Below are 17472 nucleotides of genomic sequence, written 5' to 3' on the forward strand. Positions count from 1 at the left end.
CCGCCCCCCCCCCCCCCCCCCCCCGGCCCCCCCGGCCCCCCCCCGGGCGGACAAGGAAACGGAGGAATGTTGCATGCCCGCTCCGGGTGATATCCATGTCGTCCACAACGAACGCCTGCAGGCGTTCGTCGCCTACCAGCTGACCCACCAGGACGCGCGCGACGGCAGCCTGGCCGTGCTGACCCTGGACTGGACCGGCGCCACGCTGCCCGACCCGGCCGCGGTGGCGGCCATGCAGCCGGCGCGCTTCAACTACCTGCAACAGGACAACGCGCTGCACCACCTCGGGGTGGGCAAGCAGGTGCCGCGCGACTTCCAGCGCGTAGGCTGGCGCGCGCCCCTGGTCGACGCCGCGCCGAACCGGTTCGGCAGCTGGCCCGATGGATCGGAAATCGAACGCCAGCGCCACTGGGATGCACTGGATGCAGCCGCCACGCAGGCTTTCAAGCGCGCCGCCACCGCCGAGGACCGCACGGTACTGCTGGAACACGGCGACCACCCGGTGCGCCGCTGTGCCACCCGCCTCGATGGCGCGGCCATGAACCTGGCCCCGTCATTGCACCTGTTCGATGCCCTGCCCCTGCTCACCCGGCTGGACATCGGCGCGCCGGTGCCCGGCCTGCTGCCGTGGCTGCGCACGCGGCCGCTGATCCACACGCTGGATATCAGCCACACGCAGGACACCACGCTGGACCTGCGCGGCACCGGCCTGGTCCAGGCCAGCATCGATGCCACCGGCCTGCACCACCTGCACCTCAACCACGGCCTGTCCCGGCTGACCCTGCACGGCACGATCACGCCCGGCCTGGTCATCGAAGGCGAGGATGATGGCCGCTGGCTGACGCTCATCACTGCCGATGCCACGCTGCGCTGGTCCGGCCTGGCGGCGCTGGGTGCGCTGCAGCTGCGCGACGTGCGCGAACTTGATGGTGGGCGCATCACCGAACGCTTCCCGCAGCTGCGTGCGCTGCATGTCACCGGCGCGCCCGCCGTGCTGCACGGCCTGCAGCGGCTGGGCGAACTGCAGCAGCTGCATACCCTCAGTGCCAGCGACGTGTTCCCGCCGGAGGATGCGGTGTTTCCTGCACCCGGCTGCTGGCCGCGGCTGTGCCGGCTGTGGCTGGCCAGCGTGCCCGCTGCACTGGGCGCGGCGATCAGGAAGGCCTACAAGCGCGAGGTCGCCGGTGGCCTGGACCTCGCTGTCACCCAGCTGCGCACGCCGGACTGGCTGGCTGCCAACCTCGACAATCCGTTCCGTGATTGGGACGGCAGCGCGCAGGTCAGCAGCGCGCAGGCGAAGGCGGCGGCCACGCTGTATCGCAAGGCCTGCAGCGAGGCGCTGAAGCTGGCCTCGGAAAGCGGCGACGCAGCGGCCGTGACGGAGGCGCTGGCGCAGGTGGGACGCACCTACACCGAAGGCTTCAACGCGCTGGATCGTCGCAGCGGCTTCATCGAAACCGAGGAACGCGAGCAGATCTACACCGCCTGGCTGGGCATCGTCGATGCGGTGGAAGCACGCAGCGGAATCGCGCTCGACCGCGAGGCATTGCGCGCGGCGATGAACGAGGTCAGGACGTTCTGAGGGCATCCGCCGGGCATGGCCCGGCGAGCGCAGCGGCAGCGGCATCAACCGCGTGCGGCCCACCACACGCGCAGCAGCGTGCGCACCGGGGTCGCTTCAATCGGCTTGCCGGCCGCCTGTGCGGCCACGCGGGCGCGGGCCAGGCTGGCCCAGACGCGGCGCGCGCGCGGACCGGGTACGCGGGTGCCCCAGCCCTTCAACAGAGCCTGTGCCCACCGCTGCGCGGCGGTGCTGGCGTCCTGGTCCAGCAGGCTGCGCGGCACACCGGCCACGCCGGCATCCTGCAGGCGCTGGGCCAGGGTCTGCAGCTGCACTGCACGGCCGGCGCCCTTGCGCGGCGTGTCGTTGAACAGCACCGCTTCCACGGCGGCAACCGCTTCGGCGTAGTTGGCCAGCGCGCGCTCGGCGCTGGCGGCATCGAGGGCAACCGTGCGCGCCTCGACCAGGTCCGGCAGCGTCCCGGCCAGCTGCGCCCACGGCGCACGCACCGGCTCCAGCAGGCGGCCCAGCGGATGGCGCGAACGCTGTCCTGCCCAGCTGCGCAGCTCCTCGCCCCACCACGCCAGCTTGGCGTCGGCCGGCAGCGGGTCGCCGCTGGTGTTGAGCATGTCGTCGAACTCCTGCAGCAGCGCAAACCACGCCACCGCGAGCTCGCGTTGCGATTCGGCCACGAACGGGGCGGCCACCGACCATTCCGGCCAACGGCTGCGCCACTTGTCGAGGAAACTGTCCAGCGCGGTACTGCTCACTACGTCATTCCTTACGGCTGTGCCGGGGCTGCCGGCCGGGTCGGCCAGAGACTGGCCAGTTGCAGAAGTTCGGCGTTTTCCACCAGCACGTCGGCCTGCCAGGCCAGCGGATCGTCGCTGTGCAGGCGGTAGCCCCACAGCGCCGCCACCGAGGGCATGGCCGCCGCGCGCGCGGCGATGATGTCGCGCTCGTCGTCGCCCACGTACACGCAGTCTTCGGCGGCGATGCCGATCGCCTGCGCGGCATGCAGCAGCGGCAGCGGATGCGGCTTGCGCTCGGCCAGGCTGTCACCGCCCACCAGCACCGCGCAGCGCTGCTGCCAGCCCTGTTGCGGCAGGATCAGGCGCGCCAGGTATTCCGGCTTGTTGGTGACGATGCCCCACACGGTACCTGCGGCGTCCAGCGCGGCGAGCATGCCGGCCACGCCGTCGAACAGCACCGCGTGCTGGCCGATCAGCGCTTCATAGCGCTGCAGAAACTCGGGAATCAGGGCATCGCGCTCGGCCGCGTCCAGATCCGGGAAGGCGGCGGTCAACATCGCACGCGAGCCCTTGGACACCACCGGGCGCAGCTGCGCCGGGTCGATCGGCGCACGCCCGCGCCCGGCCAGCATCGCATTGCAGGTGGCGACGAAATCCGGCGCACTGTCCAGCAGCGTGCCGTCCAGGTCGAACAGCACCGCCCGCGGGAAGCTGGCCGTGGTCATGCAGGCTTGACCGCGTAGGCCAGGTAGTTGATGTCGGTGCGGCTGCTCAGGCGGGCATGGTTGCGCCACGGCTCATAGGCCATGCCGCTCACATCCACCAGCTGCACATCGGCCTCGCGCAGCCAGCGTGCCAGCTCGGCCGGCTTGATGAATTCCTGGTAGTGGTGGGTGCCCTTGGGCAGCAGCCGTGCCACGTACTCGGCGCCGACAATCGCCACTGCGAACGCGGCAGCGGTGCGGTTGATGGTCGACAGGAACAGGTGGCCACCGGGCTTCAGCAGGCGCTTGCAGGCCTCGATGATCGCGCCCGGATCGGGCACGTGCTCGAGCATTTCCATGCAGGTGACCACGTCGAAGCTGCCCGGCTGTTCGGCGGCCAGGTCCTCGGCGGCCTGCACCCGGTAATCGACCTTGGCGCCGCTTTCCAGCGCATGCAGGCGCGCCACCTTGACCAGCTCCGGGGCGAGGTCAATCGCGGTGACGTCGGCGCCGGCCTGGGCCAGTGCTTCGCTCAACAGGCCACCACCGCAGCCGATGTCGAGCACGCGCGCACCGCGCAACTGCACGCGGTCAGCCACGTACTTCAGGCGTACGGGGTTCAGCGCATGCAGCGGCTTCTGCGGGCCGTCAGCGTCCCACCAGCGGTTGGCCAGTGCGGCGAACTTGTCCAGCTCGGCCTGATCGAAATTGGAGGAAGCGTGGGGGGCAGTCATGAGAAAGTCCTTGCAGCGCCGGGGTTCAGGCGCGGATATGACGGATGCGCTCGCGCCACTGGCGCGCGTTGGCGATGATGCCCGGCAAGTCCATGCCGACCAGCTCGCGCTGCACCAGCTTGGGCTTGCCGGCAATCCAGACATCGCTGACCTGCTGGCGGCCGGTGGCGTATACCAGCTGCGACAGCACGTTGTGCAGCGGCTGGGTTTCCAGCGCGGACAGGTCGACGCAGACCAGGTCGGCCTGCTTGCCGACTTCGATCGAGCCGATGCGTTCGCCGAAGCCCAGCGCGCGGGCACCGCCCAGGGTGGAGGCGCGCAGCGTGGTGGCCGCATCCAGCGCGGTGGCATCGTCGGCCACGGCCTTGGCCAGGATCGCCGCCGTGCGGTTCTCGCTGAACATGTCCAGGTCGTTGTTGCTGGCGCAGCCGTCGGTGCCGATGGCCAGGTTCACGCCGGCGCGCTGCAGGGCGCAGGCCGGGCAGAAGCCGGAGGCGAGCTTCAGGTTCGATTCCGGGCAATGCACCACGCTGACGCCACGCTCGGCGCAGAGGTGGATTTCGGCGTCGGTCAGCTGGGTCATGTGCACCGCGATCAGGCGGTCGTTGACCAGGCCGAGGCGATCCAGCCGCGCCAGCGGGCGCTGGCCGTGCAGCTTGATCGAATCGTTGATCTCCTGCGCGGTCTCGTGGGTGTGCAGGTGCACCTGCATGTCGAGCTGGTCGGACAGCATCCGCACCCGCTCGAAATTGGCATCGTTGACCGTGTACGGCGCATGCGGCGCGAACGCGGTGCCGATCAGCGGATCGGTGCGCCACTGATCGTGCAGTTCACCGGCCTTGGCGAAGTACTCGTCGTCGGTCTTGGCCCAGGCGGTGGGGAAATCGATGATGACCGCGCCGACCAGCGCGCGGAAACCGTGCTTCTTGTAGACCGCGGCCTGCACGTCGCCGAAGAAGTAGTTCTCGTTGGCGCAGGTGGTGCCGCCGCGCAGCATCTCGGCGATGGCCAGGATGGTGCCGTCGGCGACGAATTCAGGGCCGATCACCGCCGCTTCCACCGGCCAGATGTGCTGCTGCAGCCAGGTCATCAGCGGCAGGTCGTCGGCGACGCCGCGCAGCAGGGTCATCGGGTTGTGCGTGTGCGCGTTGACCAGGCCGGGCATCAGCGCCGCGTCGGGGCGGCTGACCACCTGTGTGGCGCGGAAACGCGCGCGGGCCTCGGCTCGCGGCAGGATGGCGACGATTTCGCTGCCACGCACGGCGACAGCATGGTCTTCCAGCACCACCGCATGCGGCTCGATCGGAACGACATAACCGGCTTCGATGAGCAGGTCGCAGGCTTCGGGGAGGTGCGGGCTATCGCTCATGCGGGCTCACTGGCTATTGGAGAAGGGCCTGGCGGGAGGCGGTAGCGCCGGGCCGTGCCCGGAAAGCCGAGCATGGCTCGGCTCTACAGGTAATCCGGCTGCGCCGGATTACTTGACGCGCGCGGAGTATTCGCCCGAGCGGGTATCAACCTTGACGATTTCATCCTGGTTGACGAACAGCGGCACGCGGACCACGGCGCCGGTTTCCAGGGTGGCCGGCTTGCCGCCGCCGCCCGAGGTGTCGCCACGGACGCCCGGATCGGTCTCGGTGATCTTCAGTTCGACGAAGTTCGGCGGCTGCACGAAGATCGGCGAACCGTTGAACAGGGTGACGATGCAGGACTCTTCGCCCTTCAGCCACTTCTCGGCGCCGCCCATGCCGGCCTTGTCGGCCTGGACCTGCTCGAAGGTTTCCGGGTCCATGAAGTGCCAGTACTCGCCGTCGCTGTACATGTAATCCATGTTGGTATCGACAACGTCGGCCACTTCCACGTCATCGGTGGCCTTCATGGTCATTTCCACGGTGCGGCCCGAGCGGATGAAGCGATAGCGCACGCGGGTGAAAGCCTGGCCCTTGCCCGGCTTGATGAACTCGGTCTCGGAGATGACGGCCGGTTCATTGTTGACCAGGATCTTCATCCCGTTCTTGACATCGTTCATGCCCGCAGTGGCCATGCTCAAGCTCCTCAAATGGCGAAACCGCCGCGCGTGCGGCGAGCCGGTAGAATGGAAAACCCACCGGAACCCCGGTGGGCAACTGTTTATGCCCCCATGATAACCGCAGGCCCCCTCTCCATGCAGCTTTCCGCCTTCCCCCGGCCCCAGTCGCCAGGCGCGCCCGCGCGCTGGCAGCAGCTCTGGCGCCAGGCGCTGCGCGACCCGCACGCCCTGCTGGCCCGGCTGCAGCTGGACCCGGCGGCGCTGGGGGTCTCGGAGGCGGCCATGGCCCAGTTCGCCCTGCGCGTGCCGGAAGGCTTCGTGGCGCGCATGCGCCCCGGCGATGCGGCCGACCCACTGCTGCGCCAGGTGCTGCCGATCGACGAGGAAATGCGTCCGGCGCCCGGGTTCAGCTTCGACGCGGTGGGCGATGGCGCGGCGAAGAAGGCCACCGGGGTCATCCAGAAGTACCGTGGCCGGGCCCTGCTGGTGGCCACCGGCAGCTGCGCGATCAACTGCCGCTACTGCTTCCGCCGCCACTTCGACTACGGCGCGGAAAACGCCGCCAAGGGTGGCTGGCAGGAGGCCGTGGCGGCCATTGCGGCCGATCCGGACATCGACGAGGTGATCCTGTCCGGCGGCGATCCGCTGTCGCTGGCCACGCACAAGCTGGCCGAGCTGACCGACGCCCTGCGCCAGATACCGCACATCCGCCGCCTGCGCATCCACACCCGCCTGCCGATCGTGCTGCCCGAGCGCGTGGACGAGGAGCTGCTGGCCTGGCTGGGCAGCCTGCCGTGGCCGCTGGCCATCGTGGTGCATGCCAACCATGCCAACGAATTCGATGCCAGCGTGGATGCCGCGATGGCACGCCTGCGCGACCTTGGCGCACAGCTGCTGAACCAGGCTGTGCTGCTGCGCGGGGTCAACGACAGCGTGCAGGCGCTGCAGGACCTGAGCGAGCGCAGCTTCGCCGCAGGCGTGCTGCCGTATTACCTGCACCAGCTGGACAAGGTCGAGGGCGTGGCCCACTTCGAAGTGGACGACACCCAGGCCAAGGCCCTGATCGCCGGCCTGACCGCGCGCCTGTCCGGCTATCTGATCCCGAAGCTGGTGCGCGAGCTGCCCGGCGACCCCAGCAAGCGCCCGGTGTAAGCGCACGACCGGGCGGTAGATCCACGCCATGCGTGGATGGGCTTCCTGGCCGAAGCAGCCACGCATGGCGTGGCTCTACTGCTCGCAGCCGCGCAGGGCCGGTAGATCCACGCCATGCGTGGATGGGCTTCCAGGCCGAAGCAGCCACGCATGGCGTGGCTCTACTGCTCGCAGCCACGCCGGGCCGGTAGATCCACGCCATGCGTGGATGGGCTTCCTGGCCGAAGCAGCCACGCATGGCGTGGCTCTACTGCTCGCAGCCGCGCAGGGCCGGTAGATCCACGCCATGCGTGGATGGGCTTCCTGGCCGAAGCAGCCACGCATGGCGTGGCTCTACTGCTCGCAGCCGCGCAGGGCCGGTAGATCCACGCCATGCGTGGATGGGGTGTCAGAGGCCCGAATCGATCATCCGCACCACTTCGGTGGCGGTGACCGGGTGGCTCAGCCAGTAGCCCTGGCCCAGGTCGCAGCCGCGCTGGGCCAGCAGTTCGAACTGCGCTTCCTGCTCGATGCCCTCGGCCACCACGGTGATGCCCAGTGCATGGGCCATGGCGATGATCGCCGTGGTCAGCGCCAGGTCGTCCGGGTCGCGCTGCATGTCGGCCACGAAGCTCTTGTCGATCTTCACGCCGTCCACCGGCACCTGGCGCAGGTGGCTGAGGCCGGAGAAGCCGGTGCCGAAGTCATCCAGCCAGACCTTCACGCCGGTGCGGTGCAGCTTGTCCAGCAGCTGCGCGGCCAGCATCTCGTCACCGATCACCGCGGTTTCGGTCAATTCCAGGTGCAGGCGCGAGGACGGCAGCCCCGATTCGTGCAGGCACTGCGCCACCAGCGCCGGCAGTTCGCCGCCACGCAGCTGGCGCGGCGACACGTTCACGGACACGAACAGTTCGTCGCCGGCTGCGCCACGCGGCCACTGCGAGGCCTCCATGCAGGCCGCACGCAGCACCTTCGGGCCGATCACCTCGATCAGGCCACTCTGCTCGGCCACTTCGATGAACACCGACGGCGGGATCGTGCCCAGGGTCGGGTGCTGCCAGCGCAGCAGCACTTCCACGCCCACCAGGCGGCGGTCGCGCATGCGGAAGATCGGCTGGTAGGCCAGGCGCAGCTCGCCGCGCTCCCAGGCACCGCGCAGCTCCTGCTCCATGTGCACGCGGCGCTCGACCGCGTGGTCCATCGCCCGGCTGTAGTAGCGGTAGCAGTTCTTGCCGGCCATCTTCGCCTGGTACATGGCGATGTCGCCGTTCTTCAGCAGCGTGGTGGCGTCGGCGGCATCGTCCGGGTACAGCGTCACGCCGATCGAGGTGCCCAGGAACAGCTCCCTGCCCTGCACCACCAGCGGCTTGCCCAGCTCGCGCACCAGCACTTCGGCCAGCAGCCGGGCATTGGCAGCCACGTCGCCATCGCCGACCAGGATGACGAACTCGTCGCCACCGAAACGCGCCAGCAGCGCGTCGTCGCCGCCCGCCTCGGCCACGGCATGGCCGATGCGCTGGGCGAACTGCAGCAGCGCCTCGTCGCCCGCCTCGTGGCCCAGCGTGTCGTTGACCCGCTTGAAATCATCGATGTCGGCAAACAGCAGGCCCAGCCGGTGCTTGGATGCCCGCGCGGCCATCAGCCGGTGGTCCAGCGCCTCACGGAACGCGAGGCGGTTGGTCAGCCCGGTCAGCGCATCGGTGTAGGCCATGTGCCGCACTTCGCGGTCGTGGCGGGCAATCGCATCGCGCATGCGGGCAAACCCGCGCACCAGCTCGCCGACCTCGTCGTCACGGGTGTTTTCCCGCAGCGGTGCCTGGTAGTCACCGGCCTCGATACGGCGTGCGGCGGCGGCCAAGTCCCGGATCGGCGCCACCAGGGTGCGTTGCACGTACAGGATGACAACCACCCCGATCACCACCAGCAGGCCCAGCATCAGCAGCAGCCAGCCCAGGTGGCGGCTGCCGACCTGCTGCAGGCGCTCGCCGAGGGTGGCGTTGGCGGCCAGCTCGCGCTCCCGCACTTCATCCAGCGCCATGCCCACGCGGACGCCGCCGATGCGCTGCTTGCCGACCATGATCGGCATGGTGTTGTCGAGCACGGTGGCCGACTGCTGTACCACCAGGCCCTGCGCGGCGGTCGCCGCCGCGGCCAGCGGGTCGGTCATCGGCTTGCCGAAGCCGGGCACGCCGACCGAGCCGTCATGCACCAGCCGGCCCTTGCCGTCGAACACCAGCACATAGCGGATGACCGGCTGCCGCGAGGTCGAGCGCACCAGCGCGCCCACCTGGCCCAGATCGTTGTAATAGAGCGGGTTGGCCAGCGAATCGGACAGCTCGCGCGCCAACGCCTCGCCGCGGCTGCGCACGCTGCGGTCGAACAGTTCATGGATGACGCCGCCGCTGAGGCTCTTCACCTCGCTCTGCATCGTCGCCTGGCGGCCCAGCAACACCGCCAGGATCGCCACCACCACCAGCATCGCCCCGCCCATCGCGAGCAGGAAACGGGCCTGCATCCCCGAGCCGAGCCACTTCATGCCACTTCCATCCGTACGTGTCCCGACTGCACTGCCCATTCCAATCCACTCCACCGCGCATGCGCGGCCGCCGGACGCTGCAGCAGCGCCCGGCCCCTCATTGTTTCTGTGACCTTGTCGATCCGATACCACGCCCGAAGCATCTCCGCCGCGGCCGTGGCCGCGCGGACAGGCCGCCATGGAACCAGGCTCAGCAATCCCCACTGCGTTGCCTTGCATGAAGCCGACACAAGCATCATCCCCCCAGGGTATCCAGACAGACTACCCGAAAAAATGAGAACGTCGTCAGCCTTCCTTGCCGTGGTTCCCGGCCAGCCGCGCCATGCGCTGGGCATCGGCCAGGATGCCGCGCAGCAGGCGCACTTCCTGTTCACTCGGCTCGCTGCGCAGGAACAGGCGGCGCAGCTTGCGCATGGCCGATTCGGGCGCACGGCCCTTGTGGAAATCGATCTCGTCCAGGGTGTCGCCAAGCTGGGCGAAGAAGCTCTCCATCTGCTCATGGCTGGCCACCGGTTCACGGGAACCAGCCTCGGCCTCCACCGCCGGCTGCGCGCCCAGCAGCTGCATGCGCGTTTCATAGGCCAGCACCTGCACGGCGGCCGCCAGGTTGAGCGAGCTGAACGCCGGGTCGGACGGGATATGCACCGCCGCATGGCACAGCTGCAGCTCTTCGTTGGTCAGGCCGGTGCGCTCACGGCCGAACACCAGGGCCACTTCGGCGCCCTCGCCGGCCTTGGCCACGGCCCGGGCGGCGGCGTCGGACGGCAGGTACTCCTCCAGCTGGACCCGGCGTGCACGCGCGGTGCAGCCCAGCACCAGGGTGCAGTCGGCGACGGCTTCGGCCAGGGTGGCCACCACCGGGGCGTCGCCGAGCACGTCTTCGGCACCGGCCGAGCGGCGGAAGGCCTCCTCGTCCAGCGGCTTCTCGGGGGCGACCAGGACCATGCGGGCCAGGCCCATGGTCTTCAGGGCACGGGCGGCAGCGCCCATGTTGCCGGGGTGCTGGGTCCCGACCAGGACGAATCGGAGGCGGGTGGCGGCGGAAAACTGGGACATGAACAGGGAAATGTCGAGCTGGACGAAGACCAATGGTAAACTGTGCGGCCGGCCACTGCGCCGGACCCGCTCTTTTCCCCCGCCAGCCCTACCTCTTCTGCCTTTCCGGGAGCCCACGCCATGCAGAAACCCGCCGTCACCGTCATGGTCAAGGCCGCCCGCCTCGCCGGCAACGTCCTGTTGCGCAACATCAACAAGCTCGAGGCGCTCAATGTGGTGCAGAAGGGCCGGATGGATTACGCCAGCGAAGTCGATGCCGACGCTGAAAAGGTGATCGTCAAGGAACTCAAGCGCGCCTACCCCGAGTACGGCGTGTTCGGCGAAGAAGGCGGCGTGCAGGGTGGCCACCGCAACATGTGGGTCATCGACCCGCTGGACGGCACCAGCAACTACCTGCGCGGCGTGCCGCACTACTGCGTGTCGATCGCCCTGGTCGAGAACGGCGAGCCGACCGATGCGGTCATCTTCGATCCGCTGCGCAATGAACTGTTCACCGCCAGCCGTGGCGCCGGTGCCGTGCTCAACGACCGCCGCATCCGCGTGGCCGACCGCAAGGACCTGGGCGGCACCATGATCCACACCGGCTTCGCCCCGCGTGAGCGCGCCCGTGCCAGCGCCCAGCTGAAGGCCGTCGACGCCCTGCTGGTGCAGGCCGAGGACATCCGCCGCAGCGGTTCGGCCGCCCTGGACCTGGCCTACGTGGCCTGTGGCCGCGCCGACGCCTACTTCGAAGCCGGCGTGAAGGCCTGGGACATCGCCGCTGGCGTGCTGCTGGTCCGCGAAGCCGGCGGCAAGGTCTGCGACTTCAAGGGCGCGACCCTGGCCCGCATGGACAACCGTGGCCCGGACACCCAGCAGGTCGTCGCCGGCAACCTGAAGGTGGCCGAGTCGCTGCAGAAGGTGCTGGTCAACACCGGCTACGCGGCCGAGTTCGACGCGAAGTTCTAAGCGTCCAGGCAGCGCGGTTCACTGAAACGGCACCTGCGAGGGTGCCGTTTCTGTTTGTGCCGCACACGCTTCGTAGAGTCGAGCCATGCTCGACTGCTTCTGCGTTCAGGGATCGATATCGCGGAAGCCCTGCTCGTCGAGCACCGCCTGCACCTTGCCGGAGCGCTCGTCGATGATGCGCAACCCCGCGGGGGGTGCATCGCTGCTGCCGGTCAGCACGTAGGCCGCGCAATGCGCCAGCAGATAGCGGTGCTGCCAGGGAACGTTGTTCCAGGTCTCCATGGTCATCACGTTGCCGCCGCGCTTGCCCGCGTGGCGCAGGCTGATGACGCCGTACCGCTCGCTGTCCCTGATCAATTCGGGGCAGAACGAATGCATGGAGGGCGGAAACGGGGGAGACGGGCCATCCGGCCCCTTGTCACGCGCAACGGCCGATGCGCTTGCCACCAACAGCAACGGAAGCCAAACCCTGGCGTATCGCATGGATCTCTGTCCTTGAGCATTGCCGATATGCGGCGCTGGGACGTTAGCACGGGCGCATTGCCAGCGCCGCAGACAAAAAAACGCCCGGCACCAGGCCGGGCGTTCGTGTTTCCAGATTCAGCCCGACGCTTACGCGGCAGTCGAAGCGCGCAGCGCGGCGATGCGCTCTTCCAGCGGCGGGTGGCTCATGAACAGCTTCTTCGCCGTCGAACCGGCAATGCCGAAGGCCGCGATCTGGGTCGGCAGCGTGCTCTGGCCGTGGTTGAGCTGCAGGCGCTCCAGCGCGGCAATCATCTTCTGGCGGCCGGCCAGCGAGGCACCGCCGGCGTCGGCGCGGAACTCGCGGTGGCGCGAGAACCACATCGAGATCATCGTGGCGAACAGGCCGAACACCATCTCCAGCACGAACACGATGATGAAGTAGGCGAAGCCACGGCCGCCGCCTTCGCGGTTGCCCGACAGCGCGCTGTCGATGACGCCGCCGACCACGCGGGCCAGCACGATCACGAAGGTATTCAGCACGCCCTGCAGCAGCGCCATGGTGATCATGTCACCGTTGGCGACGTGGGCGATCTCGTGGCCCAGCACCGCTTCGGCCTCGTCTTCGCTCATGTTGTGCAGCAGGCCGGTGGACACCGCCACCAGCGCGTTGTTGCGGTTGGCACCGGTGGCGAACGCGTTGATTTCCGGACCGTCATACACGGCCACTTCGGGCATGCCGATGCCGGCCGCCTTGGCCTGGCGCTCGACGGTGGCCAGCAGCCAGCGCTCGGTCGGGTTGCGCGGTTCGGTGATGACCACCGCGCCGGTGGAACGCTTGGCCATCCACTTGGACAGCAGCAGCGAGATGAAGGAACCACCAAAGCCGAAGATGCCGGCCATGACCAGCAGGCCGCTCATCGAACGGGAGTCCACGCCCAGGATGGACATCACGATGCCGGCGAGGATCAGCACCGCAAGGTTGGTGGCCAGGAAGAGGGCAATGCGGGTAAACATGGGAGATTCCGGCTCGGAAGGGGTCGATATCTGCCAATTTGCGGTGCAGTCAGCTTGAATTCAAGCGCCAACCTGACCGACGATTCAGCCAGCATGACCTCGCCTATTCCCTGCGGCCGCTTTGCGCCCTCGCCCACCGGCCTGCTCCACCCCGGTTCCCTGCTCGCCGCCCTCGGCAGCTGGCTGCTTGCGCGCCATCACGGCGGCCTGTGGCGGCTGCGCATCGAGGATGTCGACCCACCCCGCACCGTCGCGGGCGCGGCGCAGTCACAATTGCAGGCGCTGGCCGCCTTCGGCCTGGATCACGACGGCGACGTGCTCTGGCAGAGCGAACGGGGCGATGCCTACCAGGCCGCGCTGGACGTGCTGCTGGCCAGCGGCCTGGCCTTCGTCTGCCACTGCAGCCGCAGCGAAGTGGCCGCCAGCGGCGGCATCCACCATCGCTGCGTGGCGCGGCAACCGCGACCGGACCCCGCCGTCCGCTTCCGCGTGCCACCGGGCAGCGTGGTGCAGTTCGAGGATGGCCTGCGCGGCCTGCAGACCCAGGATGTGCACGCTGACGTCGGCGATTTCGTGCTGCGCCGCGCCGATGGCTGCTGGGCCTACCAGCTGGCCGTGGTGGTGGACGACGCCGCGCAAGGCGTCACCGAAGTGGTGCGCGGCGCCGACCTGCTCGATTCCACCGCGCGGCAGATCCTGCTGCAGCAGTCGCTGGGGCTGGCAGTGCCGCGCTACTGGCACCTGCCCCTGCTGCTGGATGCGCCCGGCCACAAGCTGTCCAAATCGCTGGCCGCGCTGCCGGTGGACAGCGCGCGGCCGGTACCGGTGCTGCGCCAGCTGTGGCAGCTGCTGGGCCAGGCGCCGGCTGCGCTGGAGGGCATCGACGAAGTGCACCCCCTGCTGGCCGCCGCGCGCCGGGCCTTCGACCCCCAGCGGCTGCCACGCAGCGACATCCTGCTGCCACCGGGCGCACTTTCCGCGCCGATGTTGCAGAATCCCCTTTCCCCCACCTGAAACCCGGACAGCATTCCATGACTTCTCGCGTCGCACTGGTCACCGGCGGAACCGGCGGCATCGGCACCGCCATCTGCCAACGCCTGGCCGACCAGGGCCACCGGGTCGCCACCAATTACCGCGACGAGGCCAAGGCCCGCGCCTGGCAGCAGGCCATGACCGAACGCGGCTACAACGTGTCGATCTTCCCCGGCGATGTGTCCGACCCGGACAGCGCCGAAGCGCTGATCCGCGCGGTTGAAGCCGAGCTGGGCCCGGTCGAGATCCTGGTCAACAACGCCGGCATCACCCGCGACACCACCTTCCACCGCATGCGCGCGGACCAGTGGCACGACGTGATCAACACCAACCTCAATTCGGTGTTCAACGTCACCCGCCCGGTCATTGAAGGCATGCGCCGCCGCGGCTGGGGCCGGGTCATCCAGATCAGCTCGATCAACGGCCTGAAGGGCCAGTACGGCCAGGCCAACTACGCCGCGGCCAAGGCCGGCATGCACGGTTTCACCATCTCCCTGGCGCGCGAGAACGCCGGCTTCGGCATCACCGTCAACACGATCTCGCCGGGCTACGTGGCCACCGACATGGTGATGGCGGTGCCGGAGGAAGTGCGCGCCAAGATCATCGCCGACATCCCCACCGGGCGCCTGGGCAAGCCGGAGGAAATCGCCTACGGCGTGTCCTTCCTGGTGGCTGACGAGGCCGCCTGGATCACCGGCAGCAACCTGGACATCAACGGCGGCCACCACATGGGCTGGTAAGGCCGCGCAGGCACCGGCAGCGGGCACGCGAAGGCCCCCTGCCGTTGGTCATGCTGCGCAGCACGCAAACCCTTGCTGCGCAACATGATCGGGCGTGAAACCCAAGCCCGGCGGGGGCTGCGGCGGTTGCCAAGGCTTGTGCACTGCGCCATGCTGCACGTCTACAGTGACGAGTGACCGCTTCATGGCTGCGACCCGCATCATCAAGAAGTATCCGAACCGCCGTCTCTACGACACCGAAATTTCCAGCTACATCACCATAGAGGATGTGCGCCAGCTGATACTTGACGGTGAAGACTTCGAGGTCCGCGACGCCAAGAGCGGCGATGACCTGACCCGTTCGGTCCTGCTGCAGATCATCGCCGACCAGGAACAGGACGGCGAACCGATGCTGTCCACCCAGCTGCTGAGCCAGCTGATCCGCTTCTACGGCGATTCGCTGCAGGGCTTCATGGGCAACTACCTGGAGCGCAGCATGCAGGTCTTCCTCGACCAGCAGCAGCAGTTCCGCCAGCAGATGGGCAACCTGCTGGGCCAGACCCCGTGGGCGATGATGAACCAGCTGACCGAACGCAACCTGGAGCTCTGGCAGGAATTCCAGCGCAACATGGGCACCGGCTTCGGCGGCCCGCGCCCCGGCGGTACGGGCACCGGCACCGGCACCAAGCCGAACGAGCCGGGTACCGGCACCGGCACCGGCGGCAAGACCCGGCGCTGAGGCCACCGCCCAGCCCGAAACGAAGACGGCGCGCCCTGTGGCGCGCCGTTTTGTTTTGGATGCCGGCATCCCAGCGGGTAGAGTCGACCGTTGGTCGACTATCGCGAAGCGCGGGCATTTCCGCCATCCGACCGAAAAGCAGTCGACCAACGGTCGACTCTACCCTCAACGCTTCGGCTTGCACCCCGTGCACACGCGCTCGACCTTGTAGCCCTTGGCCTTCAACTTTTCCACAACGCCGTCGCTGCCCAGCAGGTGCAGGCCGCCGACCACCACCAGCGTGCCGCCCTGGCCATCCTGCAGGTACGGCAGCAGCTTGGGCACCCAGGCATCGTTGCGCGCGGTGTTGATGCGCTGGTAGAGCTGCGGGTACTGCTGGCGCATTTCCACCGCCATCTTGTTCCACAGCAGGCGGTCATCGCCACGGCGCCAGGCGTCGTGCAGCATCAGCGACTGCGCATCGCCCTTCTCGGCCTGGTCAAGCGCTTCGGCCATCATCTGCCGCTGCTCCTGCAGGCTCATGCCATCGAGCAGGTTGATCTGGCTCTGCATGTCCTCCAGCCCGCCGGTCTGCTTGCCCGCCTTCTTTGCCTGCGCCATGAAATAGCGGTCCAGGCCGAGGTTCGCATCCAGGCCCATCTTCTGCATCTGGCCGATGGTGATGTTGAGCGCGACGAACCAGCTCTTCATGCCCTGCAGCTGCGCCAGGGGCAGCTTGTTCTGCGTGGCATAGGCCTGCAGTTTCTGCCAGGTGGCGTCATCCAGGTCACGCTTCAGTTCACTGCCATCGCGGCGGATGGCGGTCTGCACCATCTGGGTGGCGGCCTGGGTCGATTCCATCTCCTCCGGCGACACTTCGAACAGCACGCGCTTGGACGCGGTGAAGGCCTTCTCGACATCGGCCGACAAGGGGTAATCGGTGGGCTTGAGCAGGTGGAACGAGCCAAGCAGGTAGACGCGGGCATCGCCCGGACCGGTCACCTTCCACAGCAACGGCACCGGCGGCTTGGCGGCCGGCGCTTCGGCCGGTGCGCCGCGGGCGGCGGCCAGGGGGGCGACCGCGCAGGCCAGCAACAGCACGGCACCGCGCAACAATGATCTGATCGACATGGTCAGCCTTCTCCTTCAGGCAGGTGATACGCCTTCTCACCAGCGTCCACGCGCAGGTCCAGCCGGTTTTCCGGCGGCGCCAACGGGCAGGTCGCATACGGGGTGAAAGCACAGGGCGGGTTGTAGGCGTGGTTGAAATCGATGCGCACGCTGCCATCGGCGGCCGGTGCATCGATGTCCAGGTAGCGCCCGGCCGGGTAACTGCCGTGGCCGCTGGTGCGGTCGGCAAAGACCAGGAACAGGGGCTCGCCCGGCGCGCCGATCGCTTCCAGGCGCCAGCTGCGCCCGTCGCGTTCGAATTCCACCGCGCCGGCATTGGGCATTTCGGTGGTCAGGCCGGTGATGTCCACGATCGGCAGGGTCTTGCCAGCGGGATGGGCGATGAAGCGTGCCTGCACCTGCCAGTCGGCACCGCCTGGCCAGTACTGCAGGCCGGCGAAATCGCGGCGCGCCGCGGCGTCGGCATGCTTCACCCGCAGCGCATCGCGCGGGCCGCGCCGGATGATGCTCAGATGGCCCTTGCCGCCATCGAAGGCGAGCACGGTGGGCGCCGGATCCTTGTCGGTGTTCATGCGCACGCGGCCACGTACCGGCTGGCCGTCCTGGCTGACATCCACGCCGGCTTCGGGGCTGAACCACCACTGGTCGCCCTCGCGCCGCAGCAGGCCCAGCTTGTCCGGGCCCACGCCCAGGCGGATGCCGCTGCTGGCGCCGCTGCCGATGAAGTGCGACTTGTACTGCAGCCAGTGCAGGCCGACCAGCGCCGTCCAGCCGTCGGGCCGGGTCAGGTCTTCATAGCGCTGCACGCGCCATTGCTGCTGCGCGGCCGCGAACGCTGGATCTTCCTTCACCACCGCCACAGGCTCCGGTGACGGGCTGCAGGCGGCCAGCAACAAGGCGACCAGCAGTCCGCCCACTCCCCGATAACGCATGGATGCTCCC

General features: G+C 68.6%; 17 protein-coding genes. 6 read left to right on the forward strand and 11 right to left on the reverse strand.

All coding sequences use genetic code 11. The annotated features are described in order from the left end of the window. Positions 1-73: 73 nt before the first annotated feature. Positions 74-1582, forward strand: coding sequence for a hypothetical protein (locus tag IAE41_RS10300; RefSeq protein ID WP_200733052.1), 1509 nt, complete (start codon positions 74-76; stop codon positions 1580-1582). Positions 1583-1626: 44 nt separating this feature from the next. Here the strand turns inward: IAE41_RS10300 and IAE41_RS10305 are convergent, their stop codons facing one another. The 5 genes from IAE41_RS10305 to efp all read right to left on the reverse strand — a co-directional run bounded on the left by IAE41_RS10305 (position 1627) and on the right by efp (position 5795). Then, on the reverse strand, positions 1627-2331 hold the full coding sequence (locus IAE41_RS10305; protein WP_079222531.1) for a phytoene/squalene synthase family protein: 705 nt from the start codon (positions 2329-2331) through the stop codon (positions 1627-1629). 11 nt (positions 2332-2342) lie between these two features. After that, positions 2343-3038 carry a phosphoglycolate phosphatase gene (locus IAE41_RS10310; protein ID WP_200733053.1) on the reverse strand — a complete coding sequence of 232 codons (696 nt, stop codon included), beginning with the start codon at positions 3036-3038 and terminating at the stop codon, positions 2343-2345. Beyond that, a complete protein-coding gene (gene ubiG / locus IAE41_RS10315) occupies positions 3035-3751 on the reverse strand; it encodes a bifunctional 2-polyprenyl-6-hydroxyphenol methylase/3-demethylubiquinol 3-O-methyltransferase UbiG (protein ID WP_088026601.1) in 717 nt (238 codons plus the stop codon). Before ubiG ends, IAE41_RS10310 begins: the two co-directional genes overlap by 4 nt. Positions 3752-3776: 25 nt before the next feature. Next, entirely contained in the window at positions 3777-5120 is a 1344-nt protein-coding gene (locus IAE41_RS10320) for a TRZ/ATZ family hydrolase (RefSeq protein WP_200733054.1), read from the reverse strand. Positions 5121-5228: 108 nt separating this feature from the next. Then, a complete protein-coding gene (efp, locus tag IAE41_RS10325; protein WP_079222535.1) occupies positions 5229-5795 on the reverse strand; it encodes an elongation factor P in 567 nt (188 codons plus the stop codon). Positions 5796-5891: 96 nt separating this feature from the next. On the opposite strand from efp, the gene epmB reads away from it, so the two are divergent. Next, entirely contained in the window at positions 5892-6932 is a 1041-nt protein-coding gene (gene epmB, locus IAE41_RS10330; RefSeq protein ID WP_200733055.1) for an EF-P beta-lysylation protein EpmB, read from the forward strand. 388 nt (positions 6933-7320) lie between these two features. On the opposite strand, the gene IAE41_RS10335 is transcribed toward epmB, so the two are convergent. Together IAE41_RS10335 and IAE41_RS10340 are read right to left on the reverse strand one after the other, a co-directional pair. Then, positions 7321-9447: an EAL domain-containing protein gene (locus IAE41_RS10335; protein WP_108758193.1), complete on the reverse strand. Its 2127-nt coding sequence runs from the start codon at positions 9445-9447 to the stop codon at positions 7321-7323. 285 nt (positions 9448-9732) lie between these two features. Continuing rightward, the gene (locus tag IAE41_RS10340; protein WP_108760614.1) at positions 9733-10503 is read right to left on the reverse strand and encodes an RNA methyltransferase; all 771 of its coding nucleotides are present in this window, start codon (positions 10501-10503) and stop codon (positions 9733-9735) included. A gap of 120 nt (positions 10504-10623) precedes the next feature. Between IAE41_RS10340 and IAE41_RS10345 the strand changes: the two genes are divergently transcribed. After that, complete coding sequence (locus IAE41_RS10345; RefSeq protein WP_079222538.1) at positions 10624-11451, forward strand: inositol monophosphatase family protein; 828 nt, start codon at positions 10624-10626, stop codon at positions 11449-11451. Positions 11452-11556: 105 nt separating this feature from the next. On the opposite strand, the gene IAE41_RS10350 is transcribed toward IAE41_RS10345, so the two are convergent. Next, positions 11557-11934 (reverse strand): hypothetical protein, encoded by a 378-nt coding sequence (locus IAE41_RS10350; protein ID WP_200733056.1) that lies wholly within the window; start codon positions 11932-11934, stop codon positions 11557-11559. A 129-nt stretch (positions 11935-12063) separates the two neighbouring features. Continuing rightward, positions 12064-12930 (reverse strand): protease HtpX, encoded by an 867-nt coding sequence (gene htpX, locus IAE41_RS10355; protein ID WP_200733057.1) that lies wholly within the window; start codon positions 12928-12930, stop codon positions 12064-12066. 93 nt (positions 12931-13023) lie between these two features. On the opposite strand from htpX, the gene gluQRS reads away from it, so the two are divergent. From gluQRS to phaR, 3 genes are all read left to right on the forward strand, one after another. Continuing rightward, complete coding sequence (gene gluQRS, locus IAE41_RS10360) at positions 13024-13944, forward strand: tRNA glutamyl-Q(34) synthetase GluQRS (protein WP_200733076.1); 921 nt, start codon at positions 13024-13026, stop codon at positions 13942-13944. Between the two features lie 17 nt (positions 13945-13961). Further along, positions 13962-14702 carry an acetoacetyl-CoA reductase gene (phbB, locus tag IAE41_RS10365; RefSeq protein WP_079222542.1) on the forward strand — a complete coding sequence of 247 codons (741 nt, stop codon included), beginning with the start codon at positions 13962-13964 and terminating at the stop codon, positions 14700-14702. A 184-nt stretch (positions 14703-14886) separates the two neighbouring features. Further along, positions 14887-15420, forward strand: coding sequence for a polyhydroxyalkanoate synthesis repressor PhaR (gene phaR / locus IAE41_RS10370; protein ID WP_079222543.1), 534 nt, complete (start codon positions 14887-14889; stop codon positions 15418-15420). Between the two features lie 165 nt (positions 15421-15585). Here phaR and IAE41_RS10375 read toward each other — a convergent pair whose 3' ends face one another. Together IAE41_RS10375 and IAE41_RS10380 are read right to left on the reverse strand one after the other, a co-directional pair. Next, on the reverse strand, positions 15586-16530 hold the full coding sequence (locus tag IAE41_RS10375; protein WP_200733058.1) for a TraB/GumN family protein: 945 nt from the start codon (positions 16528-16530) through the stop codon (positions 15586-15588). 2 nt (positions 16531-16532) lie between these two features. Further along, positions 16533-17462, reverse strand: a complete 930-nt coding sequence (locus tag IAE41_RS10380) for a DUF1684 domain-containing protein (protein ID WP_200733059.1) — start codon at positions 17460-17462, stop codon at positions 16533-16535. Between the last annotated feature and the right edge of the window lie 10 nt (positions 17463-17472).

The sequence above is a fragment of the Stenotrophomonas sp. S39 genome, assembly GCF_016624665.1.
Taxonomy (GTDB): domain Bacteria; phylum Pseudomonadota; class Gammaproteobacteria; order Xanthomonadales; family Xanthomonadaceae; genus Stenotrophomonas.

Excerpts from the sequence above, each read along its gene's own strand:
- phaR (WP_079222543.1), top strand. The coding sequence starts at position 14,887 with ATGGCTGCGACCCGCATCATCAAGAAGTATCCGAACCGCCGTCTCTAC.
- IAE41_RS10375 (WP_200733058.1), bottom strand. The coding sequence starts at position 16,530 with ATGTCGATCAGATCATTGTTGCGCGGTGCCGTGCTGTTGCTGGCCTGC.
- efp (WP_079222535.1), bottom strand. The coding sequence starts at position 5,795 with ATGGCCACTGCGGGCATGAACGATGTCAAGAACGGGATGAAGATCCTG.
- epmB (WP_200733055.1), top strand. The coding sequence starts at position 5,892 with ATGATAACCGCAGGCCCCCTCTCCATGCAGCTTTCCGCCTTCCCCCGG.
- htpX (WP_200733057.1), bottom strand. The coding sequence starts at position 12,930 with ATGTTTACCCGCATTGCCCTCTTCCTGGCCACCAACCTTGCGGTGCTG.
- ubiG (WP_088026601.1), bottom strand. The coding sequence starts at position 3,751 with ATGACTGCCCCCCACGCTTCCTCCAATTTCGATCAGGCCGAGCTGGAC.
- IAE41_RS10350 (WP_200733056.1), bottom strand. The coding sequence starts at position 11,934 with ATGCGATACGCCAGGGTTTGGCTTCCGTTGCTGTTGGTGGCAAGCGCA.
- IAE41_RS10335 (WP_108758193.1), bottom strand. The coding sequence starts at position 9,447 with ATGAAGTGGCTCGGCTCGGGGATGCAGGCCCGTTTCCTGCTCGCGATG.
- IAE41_RS10320 (WP_200733054.1), bottom strand. The coding sequence starts at position 5,120 with ATGAGCGATAGCCCGCACCTCCCCGAAGCCTGCGACCTGCTCATCGAA.
- IAE41_RS10380 (WP_200733059.1), bottom strand. The coding sequence starts at position 17,462 with ATGCGTTATCGGGGAGTGGGCGGACTGCTGGTCGCCTTGTTGCTGGCC.
- IAE41_RS10345 (WP_079222538.1), top strand. The coding sequence starts at position 10,624 with ATGCAGAAACCCGCCGTCACCGTCATGGTCAAGGCCGCCCGCCTCGCC.
- phbB (WP_079222542.1), top strand. The coding sequence starts at position 13,962 with ATGACTTCTCGCGTCGCACTGGTCACCGGCGGAACCGGCGGCATCGGC.
- gluQRS (WP_200733076.1), top strand. The coding sequence starts at position 13,024 with ATGACCTCGCCTATTCCCTGCGGCCGCTTTGCGCCCTCGCCCACCGGC.
- IAE41_RS10340 (WP_108760614.1), bottom strand. The coding sequence starts at position 10,503 with ATGTCCCAGTTTTCCGCCGCCACCCGCCTCCGATTCGTCCTGGTCGGG.
- IAE41_RS10300 (WP_200733052.1), top strand. The coding sequence starts at position 74 with ATGCCCGCTCCGGGTGATATCCATGTCGTCCACAACGAACGCCTGCAG.
- IAE41_RS10310 (WP_200733053.1), bottom strand. The coding sequence starts at position 3,038 with ATGACCACGGCCAGCTTCCCGCGGGCGGTGCTGTTCGACCTGGACGGC.